The following is a 15,859-nucleotide window of genomic DNA, read 5'->3' on the forward strand; positions in this document are numbered from 1 at the left end:
AGAGTGAATTCAACACTTGGCACCTATATTTAACGTTATATTTAGGGTAGCTGAGAAATCGATACATCTTATGATAAATATAATTAAACGATAATCAATATAAACCTGGTTGATTAGCAATAACATCAGGATATGATATAACTTTATTTTATATATAAAGCTTATGATATTACCGCTATAGTAAAAATAATTTTAAAGACAATAATTCCCTCGGAGAAATAGATAACATGAAAGCCGTACTAAATATATTACTAGCGGGTATTATTCAATTGGGTTTCACCCACTTCGTTTATGCACAATCTACTCTTGATAACATTCATTCCACGGGAATATTCAGGATTGGGACTGAAGGAGCCTATGCCCCATTCAGTTACCATCATGCTTCTGGAAAATTGACCGGATTTGATGTGGAAATCGGCCGTGAAATTGCTCAGCGCATGAAAGTGAAACCTGAATTTATTGAAAGTAAATGGGATGGTTTAATTGGTGGGCTTGATGCCGGACGTTTCGATGCCGTGATGAACCAAATCGCCATTACACCGGAACGTGAGAAAAAATACAGCTTCTCTTTACCTTACGTTATTTCAGAAGCCGTACTAATTACCCGAAAAAATAACAACGATATTAAGACATTTAGCGATTTAAAAGGGAAAAAATCGGCGCATACCCTGACCAATAACTTTGCCCAGATTGCCAGACATTATGGCGCTGACATTATCGGCACTAATGGCTTTAATCAGGAAATCGATCTGGTAAGTACAGGCCGTGCTGATGCTACCATCAACGATAAACTTTCTTACCTCGATTACAAAAAACATCGCCCGGATGCTCCGGTAAAAATTGTTGCCGCAGATACCCAGGCAGCACAAACTGCCGTGTTATTGCGTAAAAATGACACTGAATTAAAAACCGCAGTAGATAAAGCGATTACTGAGATAAAAGCAGATGGTACTTATCAACGAATTTGGGATAAATATTTCGCTGAAAGTGACTGATCAATAATGAAAATAGGAGCCTAAAGGAATTAGGCTTTTAAAATAAATCTAGGTTCTAAGCTATAACTTTATTGTATATAACGTTGACCTTTTCTTGCCATATCATCATTAAAACAACCCTATAAAAAATAAACATATTTTTCATACCTATCAGGAAGGTTCTATGACCCCATCATGGCTCAATTTGGCGTTGGATTCTCTGTGGCCGATGATTTACGCCGGCCTGACATTCACTATTCCCCTCACGCTGATTACATTCGTACTTGGGATCTCATTGGGGTTTATCGTTGCTTTAATCAGGCTATATGGTCCTAAACCCCTGGTTGCTGTCGTTCGGTTTTATGTCTGGTTGATTCGCGGTACACCTCTGTTGGTACAGCTATTCCTGATCTTCTACGCCCTGCCCAGCGCTGGCATTACTTTGGAAGCGTTCACCTCCGCCATTATCGGCTTTACCCTGAATGTCGGTGCCTATACCTCAGAAGTGATCCGTGCCGCACTGACTTCTGTCCCCAAGGGGCAATGGGAAGCTTCTCACTCTATCGGCATGAGTTGGTGGCAATCACTGCATCGGATCGTACTGCCACAGGCAGCACGGGTTTCAATTCCTCCTTTGTCCAATACCTTTATTTCGCTGGTAAAAGATACCTCTCTGGCTTCCGTTATTACCGTGCCAGAAATGTTTCTGGCGGCACAGCGCATCGCCGCTGTCACCTATCAACCGTTAATCCTGTATACCGAGGCCGCTATTCTCTACTTGCTTTTGAGTTCAGTATTGTCAGCACTGCAAGTCCGGTTGGAAAAGAAATTCGCCCAGCAAAATAACAATAATAAGGAAGCCAAAGATGATTCAGCTTACCAACATTGAAAAAAGTTTCGACGGACAGAAGGTGCTGAAAAATATTAACCTGACCATCAAAGAAGGCAGCCTGACGGCACTTATTGGCCCTTCCGGTAGCGGAAAAAGTACCTTGCTGCGTTGTATTAATCTGTTGGAGATCCCACAGGCTGGCAAGCTGGAAATTGGTAAAGAGCAGATCACCTTTACCGGTAAGGAGCGATTGCCACATCGGGAAATTCAACGTTTTAGCCTGCAAACTGGCATGGTATTCCAGAACTTCCAACTTTTCCCTCATCTGACGGTGATTGAAAACATTATGGAAGGGCTGATTTGGGTACAGAAATGGACCCGCGAACGCGCCAGAGAACGGGCGCTGGTGTTGCTGGAAAAAGTCGGATTATCCCACAAAGCGAATGTTTGGCCGAGTACACTATCGGGCGGCCAGCAACAACGTGTAGCAATCGCCAGAGCAATGGCACCTTCCCCTAAAGTGCTGCTGTGCGATGAACCAACATCGGCACTTGATCCCGAATTATCTAAAGAAGTCGTTTCGGTTTTGAAACAATTAGCAAGAGAAGGCACCACCATGTTAATGGCAACGCATGATCTGCGTCTGGCTGCCAATCTTGCCCATGATGTCGTATTTCTGGAATCTGGTGAAATTATTGAATCGGGGGCGGCAAAAACCCTCTTTACCCGCCCTGATAAGGTGCGTACTGTCGAATTTATCTCAACCCTGACAGAAACCTTACCCGACTGGGAAATATAGCGGGCAGTCACGGTACATTATTTATCCGGAGAAACACTGTTACTTGGAGAAACGCAATGAAAAAAATTTTGAGTTTGTTACTGGCGAGTGCGACTATCCTTGCTATTTCTGCCCCTGGCTATGCCGACAAAGATTTTGACGCCATAAAAACCTCTGGCATCTTTAAGATTGGCACGGAAGGCACTTATCCTCCTTTTACCTACCACGATGCCAGCAATAATTTAGTCGGCTTTGACGTGGATATCGCACGGGAAATCGCCCAGCGTTTGAAGGTCAAACCTGAATTTATGGAAGTCAAATGGGATGGTTTGATTGCCGGATTGGATGCTAAACGTTTTGACGCTATTATCAACCAAGTTGGAGTCACCCCAGAACGGGCAGCGAAATACAGTTTTTCCATTCCTTATACGACTTCCCAAGTTGTGTTGATCACCCGTAACAATAACAGTGATATTAAAACCTTCGCGGATATTAAAGGCAAACGCTCTGCCCAATCACTGACCAGCAATTACGGGCAACTGGCAACATCTTACGGCGCGAGTTTGGTCAGCACAGATGGCTTTAACCAGGCCATTGATCTGGTCGCTACCGGACGCGCTGATGCCACTCTCAATGATCGCCTGTCATTCCTTGACTTCAAAAAACAGCGCCCTAATGCACCAGTAAAAATTGTCGCCCAGCAAACCGATGCGAGTAAATCAGCCGTCTTGCTACGTAAAGGGGATGCTGAATTGCTGGAAGCAGTTAATAAAGCCTTGCAAGAGATAAAGGATGACGGTACATATGCCCGTATCTCCGAGAAATATTTTGGCGTGGATATTTCCAAATAAATTTTTCGTTGCTTGAAAATATGGCGTTGTCTTTATCCAGAGCGCTGTAAAACCCCGTTCTTCAAAAGGACGGGGGAGAATGACACTACATTCTGACGTAATCTCTCCCAGCTCCCAAACATTCGTCGTAAGTTAATCAATTAAATTATCACTTCGATTCCATATCTTGATATATTTTATACTAAAATCATTATTAAAAAATGATACTCGCCTTCACAGATCAACATCATTTATTAAATGCAATTAATATATTTAAATACAATAAAGCATTTAACCAAACGCTATAAAAAATTTATAATTCAACTTATTTTCATTAAAACCCAAATAACCTACAAAGGAGTTAAAAAAAATAATACTGTTCCACTAAACCATTCACCTTGCAAAAGAGAAGCTGTTTATAAAATTTGAATAAGGAAAATAAATAATGCTATCAGAAATGACCACTGCTTATCGTAAATCTAACGCACTGTTTGCTTTTGTTGAAAGCAAAGCTCCACTATATTTAAGTACCCAAGATGGAAAGACTCTGGAGCAACTTGCTCAATTATGCCATGTTTCCCAGGATAGATTCCATCGACTATTGAATTACATGCAATCTCTTAATGTATTAACCAAAAAAGATGATAAATTTTACCTTACTGAGCAATGTTTATCACTAAGTGATCCAAACAGCCTTGAAACATTACATGTAAAATTTGAATTAAGTCCAATCAGCTGGAATGCCTGGTCACAATACAGTGCGTCCTTAAGTAAAATAAATAGCAAATCGGCTTTTGAACTTAGTCATCAAGAGAAATTTTTTGATTATTTAAGTCATGAAAATAATAAAGTCCTTAAAACTACTTTTGATAATTTAATGACAAAAATTACCGATACAATGAATAAACATATTATTGAGAATATTCCTCTAAGTGGCATTTCTTCAATCATGGATATAGGAGGAGGCCAAGGCTCTTTAGCCAAAAATATAAAAATACACTACCCACATATCCAATGCCACGTTATGGATCAGTATGATTTTACTAAGCGAGAATTAAAAGGAATCACTTTTATCAATGGCGATTTCTTTTCCTCTATTCCATCAGGATATGATGCTTATTGCATAAAAAATGTTTTGCATAATTGGCCTGATAATCAAGCTATTGATATTCTCAAGAATTGCCATAAAGCAATGGATGAAAACTCCGTTTTATATGTTATTGATATGCTTAAAGATCAAAATGATACAGAGGCAGAGTCATTTGATTTACATATGGATATCCTTTTATCAGGTAAAGAACGGTATCAATCAGAATTTGAATCTATAGCAAAACAGGCTGGGCTCTCTATCACAAATACATACAACCTGAATTTTTCCCTGACGGGAGGTAACCAATACATTATTGAAATAAAAAAATAAGTTTTCAATAACCGGAATTCCGGGTAAATCAGGGTGAAAACTATCTCAGCATTCAGAAAGAGTTATCCTCAATGGATGTTTCTGAGCCAGTGATTGTTACGCAGAATGGGGAACCTCTCTGCGTGGTTCGACAGGCTTTAATCCGATATTGCTTGCGACAAGATTAATTCATCACTAGGATTATAAATAAAAAATTCACCTTTCATCAGAATTTGGGCATTTCGCTGCACGCTCGCATACTTTATATGCTCACCATCATGGGTGATGCTAAACTCAGATATTCCGGATAAGTGTTCAATCCGTACAATAGCGTTACCGTTAACCCTATCAGAATAATAGATATGGCTGGCAACAGTTCCAGGGAAACAGCAAGCAGCAGCCAGACAACAACCACCAGATACTGCAATAGATAAATGAACATTTTTGGGTGTAAGATACCTGATATTAATATCTCCTTCGGATAAAGGAGGGGCAACGATGGCAACTTTAGGGTGGGTGATAGATTCACTTAAATCTTTTTCATTCATCACTGCTCCATCTTTCTTACTAATTTCCATTTTAATCCCCATCTCTATCCTGATTTCCATGATTTTATCTTGTAACACTTTATTATTCTTAATTTCATTGGAGCTTTCGTAACCTGTAATTCCTAAACTTTCTGCGTTGATAATAATCATTGGTACAGCGACATCGATACAAGTGACTGGAATACCATTAACTTTGTCAATCAAGTTCCCTGTCGGAAAAAGAGCTTTTGTTTTTGAACATGCGGGATCTTCAAATGACACATTAACTTCTGGAAAATCACCGATAACACCAGGCATATGTGCCAGTTGGTAGTTAGGCGCTACATTCGCCATCGTGCACACAATATTTTTATTGGTATTTGTATTAAAAACACTTAATTTTCCATCAGGCATTAACCATTTTTCTTCCGGAAGATCTCTTATCACCAAGGGTATTGATGAAGTCATATTTCCGCAATTAACCTCCCACGATACGGTGCTACTCTCTTTCTCAAGTTGAGCAAAAGTACTTATCACCTGTTTAGATTGATAATCGATATCAATGATAAAGGCTTTGTTACTGGTGGTTACTCCCCTGCCTAAACCCTGTAGTTGTTTATTATTTTCATTTCTTCCTTCCAGAGGCACTCCCATTATATGTCTAAGAATCTCTTCCTTAATTTCTTTCTTTTCTGGCAAATACTTTTGTAGTAAAACGATACCTGTTGAAGTTCCGCCTCTTACATAATAGAGAGGAATACGAATCGGAAAAGATAATTTTTTCATAGTATTAGCATGATTAAGTTAGTTTTTCTTTAATAAGCCTTATTATAGATTCAAACATATCTACATCTCGTTGATAGGCTAAACCATAATTCCAGTCTATCTTAAGGGTTTCTTTATGATAAGTTTTAAACAATCCATCCCAAATAGAAAATATAAAAGCATAATTAGTATTATTATATTATTTATCATGATGAGACTCATGGAACCGTGGAGTTGTAATAAAATAAGATAATTTTTATTCAAATTTAATTGAAAACCTCATTTTTGAATGATGAAAAACAGCAATAACAAAACTAATAAGATACATAATCACAAGATAGGAAGAATGTATTGCATATACATTCAATAAAACATAAACAAGGACTATATTATTTAACAATGAACAGTTAAATACCAATATAACCATCTAATCATACTGTCTTTTATTTATTTTTCAGAAAAAACTGAAACAGTTATTAGGCGATTACTATGCGATAGCGATTTTGGGTGCTATCGGAAGGGACATAAGTACAGCTAACTTATGAAAGAGAATTTTTTGATAGTTAGTTTATTAATTGCATGGAAGTACGATCACATAGTGATCTGATTACTTATTGGTTAACTTAATATATTTTATGCTGTATTATTTCATTCCCTATAAATAAAAATATAAAGAGAATATAATGACAACAAAAACAACACACAATTACGTTATTCGCCTCATCACCCAACAAGACAATGCAGGCATTGCCGCTGTGATCCGTAAAGTCTCTGCTGAGCATGGCTTAACCGCAGACAAAGGTTTTGCCGTTGCTGATCCAATTCTGGATACTCTGTACGAAGTTTACAACCAGCCACGCAGCGCCTATTGGGTTGTTGAAATGGATGGCGAAGTCGTTGGCGGTGGCGGTATTGCTCCTCTGGCTGGCGGTGATAGCGATACTTGTGAATTACAGAAAATGTACCTTTTATCGATACTGCGGGGAAAAGGTATCGCCAAGCAAATCGTGAAGCACTCTCTCGAATTTGGCACAGAGCAAGGCTTTAAACGCTGCTATCTGGAAACGACAAAGAACCTGAAAGCTGCTATTGCCTTATATGAAAAACTGGGCTTTAGTTATCTTGATGAGCCTCTTGGCAATACAGGCCACAGCGACTGTGAAGTCAGGATGCTCAAAGCATTATGATGCTATGATGGCTTTCAATTAAAGGTAGTCAGCCCCACAGTTTAAGTGGGGCAATTTGGTTTGGCGCAATCTTCTACGAACCTTAATGGAGTCTGGGTTCATCGTCCTCAGGGGGAAAGAGATCACCTTCATCTTCATCAGGCGCATTAGGGTCTTCAAAGTACGTTCCCCAACCGTCGTAATTTACACCAATCTTTCCAGCCAGATCCATAAGTTGCTCAACCTGTGCGTCGATCAATTCAGCTTCCAGACGACTTTCGCTGATCACATCACAACACATCAAAACAACACCGTCTTCTGTTTCCAGCTCTTCTGCATCTGTTACTTCATAGCCTAACCTGAAAGCTTCAAGGGCTGCCTTTTCCAGTTGGTCGAAGTCTTCTGCCGAAAAATGGTGCTCAATAATATAGAGTGCATCAGGATCACTGCCATCTTCCAATAATTCTTCGATGATCAAGCGAGTTTCTTCACACTGTTCTTCTAAAGCATGTGGGTCTGCCATGCCAATCCCCTCTGTCAGTTGGCTGTCTTGTTTTGCATTCTCCCATCTTTTATGTACAAAGGATATATCTATCCAATTTTGTTCAAAAAGAAATGTATAACATAAGCAGCTGATCTATAACCTGTCTTAATACCTTCCCCCTATAAACTCTGCATACAGGGCTTGTAATTGAATTTTTTATCGATGTATAGTGAATATAAATTCAACACAACCTAATGGGGATAATGCATAATGAACTCATTTTTCAAGCGTTCTTTCCTAAGATTACTTGATATTAGCCCTACAGAAATTGATACCCTTTTAACTTTATCTCATGCATTAAAAGCGAATAAAAAATCAGATTCTGAATCTCGCTTACTCACAGGGAAAAATATTGCCCTGATTTTCGAAAAAGACTCCACTCGTACACGCTGCGCATTTGAAGTCGCAGCTCATGATCAAGGTGCCAATGTTACTTATTTAGGTTCAAGTGGCAGCCAGATCGGGCACAAAGAATCCATCAAAGATACTGCGCGGGTACTTGGGCGTTTTTATGATGGTATTCAATACCGTGGATATAGTCAGAAAATTGTCGAAATGCTTGCACAATACTCAGGAGTTCCGGTTTGGAATGGCCTGACTGATGAATTCCATCCAACCCAACTTTTGGCTGATTTAATGACGATGCAGGAACACAGCCAAAAACCACTATCTGAGATCAAATTTGCCTATTTGGGCGATGCCCGCAATAACATGGGCAATACCCTACTGGAAGCGGCTGCGCTGACGGGTATAGATCTCCGTTTGGTTGCTCCAAGAACATGCTGGCCAGACAAAAAATTGGTTGCGGAATGCCAAAAACAGGCAGAGAAAACTGGCGCCCAGATCACTCTGACAGAAGATATTGCGCAAGGTGTAAAAGGGGTTGATTTTCTGTATACCGATGTTTGGGTATCAATGGGAGAACCGAAATCGGTCTGGCAAGAACGCATTGCGTTACTGAAACCCTATCAGGTCAATATGGAGGTTGTGAAACTCACTGGAAATCCAGAAGTTAAATTCCTGCATTGCCTGCCTGCTTTCCATGATGAAGAAACAACACTTGGTAAGCAACTGGCAGAGGAATTTCATTTATATGGTGGCCTGGAAGTCACAAATGAAGTATTTGAATCAAAACACAGCATTGTGTTTGATCAGGCTGAAAACCGAATGCATACCATTAAGGCCGTAATGGTAGCAACACTGGTGGAAAACCCCGTGTTGTAATAGTTGATTTATATTTTGCGTTCACCCATATTGGTAAAAATCAAAATACCAATATATCCAGATTATTTAAAGGACTCACTATATAGATCTACATTTTCAATTTAAAGAAGATAACTAAATAAAAATAGTTAATTAACTCACTATTTTTATTTTAATTAACCAATAACACTAACAAAAATAATTTCAAGCATGTTTTTTTGTTTTGATACAACTTAAATTTTGGTGGCAATCCACAATCATAACCACTTGATAAATACCCATCACAGAAAATAGGAAAATTTTATAACAAAAACCCTTATTTTATTCTATATTAATTGCTTTTACACATCATATTATTGAAATAAAAAATTAACTTAAGTAATATGAGTTGGCGGTTTAGCAGTAGGATGAAATTACCTTGAATATTAACGAATAAATAAGTGAGGAATTTATGTCTGAAATAAGTAAACCAGAAAATATGAATACCAGCCTTAAATGTCCACTCAATCCTGACCAATATACATTTAGAGGTTTTAGTGGTGGTGCAACTGCACCAACAGGTTCTTTCGCATGGGCACTGAGCCATGTATATGTAAAAAAACAACTGTTATATCGTACTGGCTGGCATATTCCTAAAGAACATATACGCCTTTCCCATCAGTCAGTAGCGAATAGTGAAGGCGATGGGACGGCTTATATCGAGAAAAGTGATAAAGATGGTTATTGGCTTCCCTGGAAACCAACCCAAGAAGATTTAATGGCCTGTGATTGGAAAATATTGTTACTAGAACCATATTGGATGTCTTTTGATATTAACTCAGAATCTTCACATATCTTTGACGGTGAATATCACGGGTATACTACCCACGAAGCAAAAGAATTTATGAAACCATACGTAGAAGGATTCAATGCTCCTTTTGTTCCTATCGGTGCTCTATCTAACTTACAAAATAATATAAATATTAATAAAGTTATAGCATTTGCTAGTAGTATCTCTTTTAATCATGATGATGAGAGAGGATATACGCATCATACTGGATTAGTGTTGATCATAACCTGTGATGGAAATAACTGTCAGAAGACGTTAGAATTATTAAACAGAGATATTTATGTAACAATCGATAATAGAATTTATAGACTTTATGTTTCCTCACCTCTTATTATGAAAAATAATACAATCAGTGTAGGTTATAATAGTATTCTGGATCCTGAAGGACAGAAATATGCTGATGATTCTATAGATTTATTCACCATCTTGAAAAGATATATAGGTAAAATCAAGCTTAGCTGGCTAGATAAATAATATCCTAAAATTAAGGCTACGCTCCGGTAGCCTTTTATATTTACCACCGCAATTACCTCCTATTTCGGTAGTGTATACATTAAAAATGCTAATATAAACCAATATTAAACTCATCAATGGCATGATCTTTTCCGCTATATCTTGCATATACACCTTCATAATCTGCATAAAGGCTGAGGTTTTGAATGGGCAAAACCCAACAAAGCATATACATTCACACTCTCATCAATGCGGTATGCTGAGCCAATCATCAATAATCATCTTTTATATTTATTAAATGTTTTAACTATTTAAGGTATAGATAGTTCTTGTAAGACAATCGGAGAAAATGCAAAAAATGAGAGTAATATTGAATTATTGATTCAGAATCATTTTTTGATATCAACAAAGTCAAAACAAACGCGTTACTATTTTTAATTGTCAGTCTCAAACGTCAGTACCACTTCACTTAACTAAAGGAAATGGCAATGAAATTAGAAACTTTATCCATCCACGCAGGTTATTCACCCGATCCAACAACCAAAGCCGTTGCTGTCCCAATTTACCAGACAACTTCCTATGCTTTTGATGATTCCCAACATGGTGCTGATCTGTTTGATTTAAAAGTGGAAGGTAATATTTACTCCCGCATCATGAATCCAACCAATGATGTATTGGAAAAACGTGTCGCCGCTTTGGAAGGTGGTATCGGTGCACTTGCGGTCGCTTCGGGCATGGCGGCAATCACTTACGCTATACAAACCATCGCCACGGTCGGGGATAATATTGTCTCTGTCGCAAAATTATATGGCGGAACTTATAACCTGATGGCACACAGTTTCCCAACTATGGGGATTGAAACCCGTTTTGTTGATCATGACAATCTCGCTGCCATTGATACCCTGATCGATGAAAGAACCAAAGCCGTCTATTGCGAATCCATCACTAACCCAAGTGGGAATATCATTGATATCCAGGCGCTGGCAGATATTGCCCATCGGCACGGCATTCCTCTTATTGTCGATAACACCGTCGCAACGCCCTATTTATGCCGCCCATTTGAACATGGTGCCGATATTATCATCCATTCCCTGACCAAATATATTGGCGGACATGGCACCTCAATTGGAGGGATGATCGTCGATTCAGGCAAATTCCCCTGGATGGCGCATCAGGATCGTTTTGCCATTTTAGGCACACCAGATCCTTCGTATCACGGCATAACCTATACCGAACATTTTGGTGCCGCTGCCTTTATCGCTCGCTGTCGCGTTGGGCCACTGCGTAGCACAGGCGCAGCCTTGTCGCCATTCAATGCCTTTTTGATGTTACAGGGGCTGGAAACATTGGCATTACGGATGGAGCGCCATACTGAAAACGCCCTGAAAATCGCACAATATCTGGAAAAACATCCTCAGGTATCCTGGGTGAACTATGCGGGATTGCCTGCACATCCTGAATATGATTTGGCTATCCGTTATATGGGGGGCAAGCCAGCGTCTATTCTGTCTTTCGGCATTAAAGGTGGGGAAGAAGCAGGTGTACGCTTTATCGATGCCCTGCAATTGATTGTTCGTTTGGTTAATATTGGTGATGCTAAATCTCTGGCTTGTCATCCAGCCTCAACAACCCATCGTCAGCTAAATGATGAAGAAATGGTAAAAGCGGGCGTTTCACGTGATTTAATTCGCTTATCCATCGGTATCGAACATAGCGATGATATTATTGCCGACCTCGCGCAAGCGCTGGAGGCAGCAAAGACGCCGTAAAATCGTTGTTAAGAGCGATAATATCAAAATATTGCAAATGTAATAAAAATAAACACAGGCTCTAATTTTGAGCCTGTGTTTTTATCAGTTATCTTACTTGATTAGCTATTTTGGGACGTTCCACAGACAAAGTAGCCCTCCATCTTGTGGTGTAGGATCGATGGTACGTGTATTAACATTAAAATTAATATATGCAGTCAGATCTTGGTATGCCAGTAAGTCATCATGTATCTTTATAATGGGACTAGCTCTTTGTATCAGTCCCCAATCCATTATATTGGGAAACTCTTCAAGCAGCGTCGTGCCATCTTTTCCCATAGGTAAGTGACCAGGAATACTACCTTCCGAGGTCAATGGCCACACCTGCGACAACGTCGCTCGTAATATTGCGGGGGTGCCATAAATTTTATCATACTTACTGCAATCTTTATAAATAGGCTGGTTCGTGAGGTCACCGTCAAAATAACGCAGTGGTTTTACTGTATAAGTATAGGTCTGCATTGCTCCTGTTCGTTTGTTAGTAACAGTCAGCCTAAACTTCACAGGTATAAATGTAGCTTGTTGCGATTTAAATCTGAACATACCGACTTCTGTATCACTGTTGTCAAGATCAAAGGGGGTTCTTGGATTACCAGGATAATTATGTATTACAACCGGTCCTCCTTCTACTGCTTCAAAGTTGCCTTCTTCATCGCCACCAGGCGTAAAAATAGGCTCATTTGGATTAATTCGTAGCTGCCCTCTTAACGAATCGAAGAGGTTATAAGGTCCATTTTCATTACTCTGGTAGAAACGATTGATATTTCGATTATACATATTGTAAATATATAACCCAGCAGGCTGATCAACCGGTTTAAAGTTCACAGTAGTGTTAGCAATCGATTCCTGTTTTCCTTCTTTATTCACAAGCTGCAGCTTGACATTGACATTGTTAACACCGACAGAACTGGTCAACGTTGTCGTCAAGTATCCCTGATCATCCGTGGTGAGCTGTTTATTGCCGAACACCAGCTTACCTTCCTCTACCAGTTTATTGTGGTCAAACTTGTCATTAACCATGCTCCAAATCACCTTATCGTGATCAAAAGTCAGATTTGGTATAGCTAAATCAGTGGTAGCATCCTTAATTTTTGCCTTATAGAGATAAGCCTCTTTTCCGTCACCATTGAGATCCTTATTCGGTGTCACTACAAAGTCACCAATCTTAATATCACCGACGAAAGCCACAGGTTTTTCAGCGTATGTTGTCGTTTTACCACCATCCATTGACGCACCGATTTTAATACCTTTTACAGGCTTGGTACTGGTTAAGGTAGCAAACAATTTCCCTTCGGTATTTGTAGTGTCCTGCACTGACGACCACTTCATACCAGCCGGTAATGTTTCAGGATACCACTTAACATCCACCTTCTGATTTTTCAGGGCAACACCGTTCTTATCTTTTACAGCGGCCGTAAAGGTATAGCCATTATCTCCAGCGAGAAGTGGCCCTGATACGAACGGAGTAACGGATTGAATCTGAAAGTCAGAAATCAGGCCACTAAAGCCAATATCACCCACATGGGTTTTTGGCATTCCCGGTATTTCCAGGAAGACTTTTACATCTTTCAGCGGCTGGGAGGTTGTTACCGTTGCCTGCAATTGCCCCTGAGAATTGGTTCTGCTGGGATTTTCCCAATTCAGGCTGACATCCTTACTTTGTGGCTCAATCGACCAGGTGACATTATCAATCACACCATTACGGATAATATCTTTATCGGCGGCGCCATGAGCGATAGTGGCCAGTAAATTATAACCACCCTGAGCACCCTCATTAGAGGTTGTTAATTGTTCAGCCTTAAATTGTCTGACAACAAAAGGCTGTACTGTCACATTCAAAATAGCGGGCTTACTTACCTTACCGTTATTTCTTTCCGCATAGATATTTACCGTATGCGTATTCTGTCCATCAGGAATATATTTAGGTAATACAAGCGTAATTAGCTCATTACCGCCACCAATAGTGGAAATACTGCCGCCATTTTGGGTAAATGCATTATCTGCCTGAAATATGAGTTTTTTGACGCTTGATTTTATGTTAGCCGTTATAGGTATTGGTGTTGGCCATGTTTGCTGGCTATAACCAAAGATGGTGTTTTGCGACATCGTCAATTCCAGTTCATCTGGCTTCTTACGATGATCAAGCACAATATGGTTATTTCTTTCCACTAAGTCATAACGGCTACCTGCCAATGTACGCATGGAAGCAACACTACCAGGCGAGAACTGCGCCTCCCAAGGCACACCAAAGCGATAATTCAGGTTGGCCTGGAATAGGGTTTCGCTATGTCCGCTGCCCCCATATTTGTAATCTACTCCCATTGTCACCAGCGAGATCGGTGTATAATTCAGGCCAACTCTGCCCAGGCTGGGGTTTTTCTGTTTGCTGTCACGATTGAACAAAACAACATTATCACCAAAGTATTGTTCAAATCCTAACTTACCCCCCAGGTTCGGATAAGCGGGTAAATAAAATTCACCTTGAAGATCAAAACCGTTGGCAGGACGCTCTTCCCAATCATGCTCTTTCAATGACTGACGCCATTCAGTCAGACGCCAGTATGAATTGGCAGAAAGTTTGACATAATCTGTCCAGGCTTCTGCCCCTACACCGAGGCGCTGGTTTTTACCCGTGACATCATGGTCAAAGAAAGTATTCAGCCCGTACATCCAATAAGGCGTAAAATAGCGTCCCCCCAAACCGACATTCACGGTATGACGGCTGTCTTTATGGCGATAACCAAATTGGGAGAAAACCAACCAATCGGCTTTATTGTCATAAAGCGGGAACAACATATCCAGGGAGCCATTATCCAATTTGCCTTTTCTATCAAGGATGAAATTAATTCTGGCTGTACCAAACTGTGATAACCATTTCTGTGTCTCGCTGGATATAGCCCCATTAAGTTTTCCCAATGCGTAGGATTTAGCTTGTTCAGTAAGTTGAGAAGGTGAAGATGACAGAACCCGACTTACCGTCTGAATATTTTTCGCAATTAAACTGGCTGTTTCATCGCCCCTGTTATCTAACTGATTTTTAGTTGCCACTGTTTGTGTTTGCTGTTCAATGTTTTTTTCACCTATAGCAGATGCATTCTCTGCTATAAGTGGCAAAGACAAAGAACCTATATATAAAAAAAATCGAATGAACTTATTACTAATATATGAGCCCATATATAGTACCTCATGGAATATTTGATGTCCCAACACTGAATAAGAATAAAAAATTAATCTTTTTGTGCACTTAAGATACATTAGGTGACTTATTACCAATCTGCTTAATGAAGATTTTTTATTAGTTGATAAGAAAAAGTTATCACTTTCTGTTTCGAATATCAGGTTATTAAATGAGGGGGAAATTAGAGTAATAAGTTAGGTTTGGTATTCAATGGAATATGGGATTTTAATGTTGTTTTTTCATATTTTTCAAAAAATATTTTTTAGTAGAAAATATCAAGCTACAATTTTATTGGCTGCAACTTGAAAAATAATGATTGTAGACTTAATTCGATATTAAGCTTTAAACACCAGAATTACTTCCTCTGCTGTTTTTTCCATACTAACCTCCGAAATACAATCTCTTGATAGAATTCATTGAGAAGAATAACCTTTTTGTAGAATATACCAATAGGAATATACAATTAAAAGCTGGGAGAAAAAGCGTCGAAATCCGACAGAACTAGCGGCAAAAGTGTTAACTATCATCCAAGACAACCCTAAGCCAGCTCTGCATTTTTTAACGGTTGCGTAA

General features: G+C 39.4%; 12 protein-coding genes. 9 read left to right on the top strand and 3 right to left on the bottom strand.

What is annotated here, in order from left to right; genetic code table 11:
* Positions 1-227: 227 nt before the first annotated feature.
* From ACE1SE_RS16805 to ACE1SE_RS16825, 5 genes are all read left to right on the top strand, one after another.
* Positions 228-995 carry an amino acid ABC transporter substrate-binding protein gene (locus tag ACE1SE_RS16805; protein WP_374051845.1) on the top strand — a complete coding sequence of 256 codons (768 nt, stop codon included), beginning with the start codon at positions 228-230 and terminating at the stop codon, positions 993-995.
* A gap of 163 nt (positions 996-1,158) precedes the next feature.
* The gene (locus tag ACE1SE_RS16810) at positions 1,159-1,863 is read left to right on the top strand and encodes an amino acid ABC transporter permease (RefSeq protein ID WP_374051846.1); all 705 of its coding nucleotides are present in this window, start codon (positions 1,159-1,161) and stop codon (positions 1,861-1,863) included.
* Positions 1,841-2,605, top strand: a complete 765-nt coding sequence (locus ACE1SE_RS16815) for an amino acid ABC transporter ATP-binding protein (RefSeq protein ID WP_374051847.1) — start codon at positions 1,841-1,843, stop codon at positions 2,603-2,605. The genes ACE1SE_RS16810 and ACE1SE_RS16815 overlap by 23 nt, the downstream gene beginning before the upstream one ends.
* 56 nt (positions 2,606-2,661) lie before the next feature.
* Positions 2,662-3,435 (top strand): amino acid ABC transporter substrate-binding protein, encoded by a 774-nt coding sequence (locus ACE1SE_RS16820; RefSeq protein ID WP_374051848.1) that lies wholly within the window; start codon positions 2,662-2,664, stop codon positions 3,433-3,435.
* 424 nt (positions 3,436-3,859) lie between these two features.
* Positions 3,860-4,834: a methyltransferase gene (locus ACE1SE_RS16825; protein ID WP_374051849.1), complete on the top strand. Its 975-nt coding sequence runs from the start codon at positions 3,860-3,862 to the stop codon at positions 4,832-4,834.
* A 137-nt stretch (positions 4,835-4,971) separates the two neighbouring features.
* Here the strand turns inward: ACE1SE_RS16825 and ACE1SE_RS16830 are convergent, their stop codons facing one another.
* A complete protein-coding gene (locus tag ACE1SE_RS16830) occupies positions 4,972-6,126 on the bottom strand; it encodes a PrpF domain-containing protein (RefSeq protein ID WP_374051850.1) in 1,155 nt (384 codons plus the stop codon).
* Positions 6,127-6,788: 662 nt separating this feature from the next.
* Between ACE1SE_RS16830 and ACE1SE_RS16835 the strand changes: the two genes are divergently transcribed.
* A complete protein-coding gene (locus ACE1SE_RS16835; RefSeq protein WP_374051851.1) occupies positions 6,789-7,292 on the top strand; it encodes a GNAT family N-acetyltransferase in 504 nt (167 codons plus the stop codon).
* 82 nt (positions 7,293-7,374) lie between these two features.
* Here ACE1SE_RS16835 and rraB read toward each other — a convergent pair whose 3' ends face one another.
* Complete coding sequence (rraB, locus tag ACE1SE_RS16840; protein ID WP_374051852.1) at positions 7,375-7,794, bottom strand: ribonuclease E inhibitor RraB; 420 nt, start codon at positions 7,792-7,794, stop codon at positions 7,375-7,377.
* 231 nt (positions 7,795-8,025) lie between these two features.
* Between rraB and argF the strand changes: the two genes are divergently transcribed.
* From argF to ACE1SE_RS16855, 3 genes are all read left to right on the top strand, one after another.
* Positions 8,026-9,039: an ornithine carbamoyltransferase gene (gene argF / locus ACE1SE_RS16845; RefSeq protein ID WP_374051853.1), complete on the top strand. Its 1,014-nt coding sequence runs from the start codon at positions 8,026-8,028 to the stop codon at positions 9,037-9,039.
* A 430-nt stretch (positions 9,040-9,469) separates the two neighbouring features.
* Positions 9,470-10,321 carry a Thoeris anti-defense Tad2 family protein gene (locus tag ACE1SE_RS16850; RefSeq protein ID WP_374051854.1) on the top strand — a complete coding sequence of 284 codons (852 nt, stop codon included), beginning with the start codon at positions 9,470-9,472 and terminating at the stop codon, positions 10,319-10,321.
* 467 nt (positions 10,322-10,788) lie between these two features.
* Complete coding sequence (locus tag ACE1SE_RS16855) at positions 10,789-12,069, top strand: bifunctional O-acetylhomoserine aminocarboxypropyltransferase/cysteine synthase (RefSeq protein WP_374051855.1); 1,281 nt, start codon at positions 10,789-10,791, stop codon at positions 12,067-12,069.
* A gap of 105 nt (positions 12,070-12,174) precedes the next feature.
* On the opposite strand, the gene ACE1SE_RS16860 is transcribed toward ACE1SE_RS16855, so the two are convergent.
* Positions 12,175-15,222: an inverse autotransporter beta domain-containing protein gene (locus ACE1SE_RS16860; protein WP_374051856.1), complete on the bottom strand. Its 3,048-nt coding sequence runs from the start codon at positions 15,220-15,222 to the stop codon at positions 12,175-12,177.
* Positions 15,223-15,859: the final 637 nt, after the last annotated feature.

Origin of the sequence: Xenorhabdus taiwanensis (assembly GCF_036512875.1) — a bacterium.
GTDB lineage: Bacteria > Pseudomonadota > Gammaproteobacteria > Enterobacterales > Enterobacteriaceae > Xenorhabdus > Xenorhabdus taiwanensis.

Coding starts and splice junctions, on each gene's coding strand:
- ACE1SE_RS16810 (WP_374051846.1), top strand. CDS start 1,159: ATGACCCCATCATGGCTCAATTTGGCGTTGGATTCTCTGTGGCCGATG.
- ACE1SE_RS16815 (WP_374051847.1), top strand. CDS start 1,841: ATGATTCAGCTTACCAACATTGAAAAAAGTTTCGACGGACAGAAGGTG.
- ACE1SE_RS16805 (WP_374051845.1), top strand. CDS start 228: ATGAAAGCCGTACTAAATATATTACTAGCGGGTATTATTCAATTGGGT.
- ACE1SE_RS16830 (WP_374051850.1), bottom strand. CDS start 6,126: ATGAAAAAATTATCTTTTCCGATTCGTATTCCTCTCTATTATGTAAGA.
- argF (WP_374051853.1), top strand. CDS start 8,026: ATGAACTCATTTTTCAAGCGTTCTTTCCTAAGATTACTTGATATTAGC.
- ACE1SE_RS16855 (WP_374051855.1), top strand. CDS start 10,789: ATGAAATTAGAAACTTTATCCATCCACGCAGGTTATTCACCCGATCCA.
- ACE1SE_RS16835 (WP_374051851.1), top strand. CDS start 6,789: ATGACAACAAAAACAACACACAATTACGTTATTCGCCTCATCACCCAA.
- ACE1SE_RS16820 (WP_374051848.1), top strand. CDS start 2,662: ATGAAAAAAATTTTGAGTTTGTTACTGGCGAGTGCGACTATCCTTGCT.
- ACE1SE_RS16850 (WP_374051854.1), top strand. CDS start 9,470: ATGTCTGAAATAAGTAAACCAGAAAATATGAATACCAGCCTTAAATGT.
- ACE1SE_RS16825 (WP_374051849.1), top strand. CDS start 3,860: ATGCTATCAGAAATGACCACTGCTTATCGTAAATCTAACGCACTGTTT.
- rraB (WP_374051852.1), bottom strand. CDS start 7,794: ATGGCAGACCCACATGCTTTAGAAGAACAGTGTGAAGAAACTCGCTTG.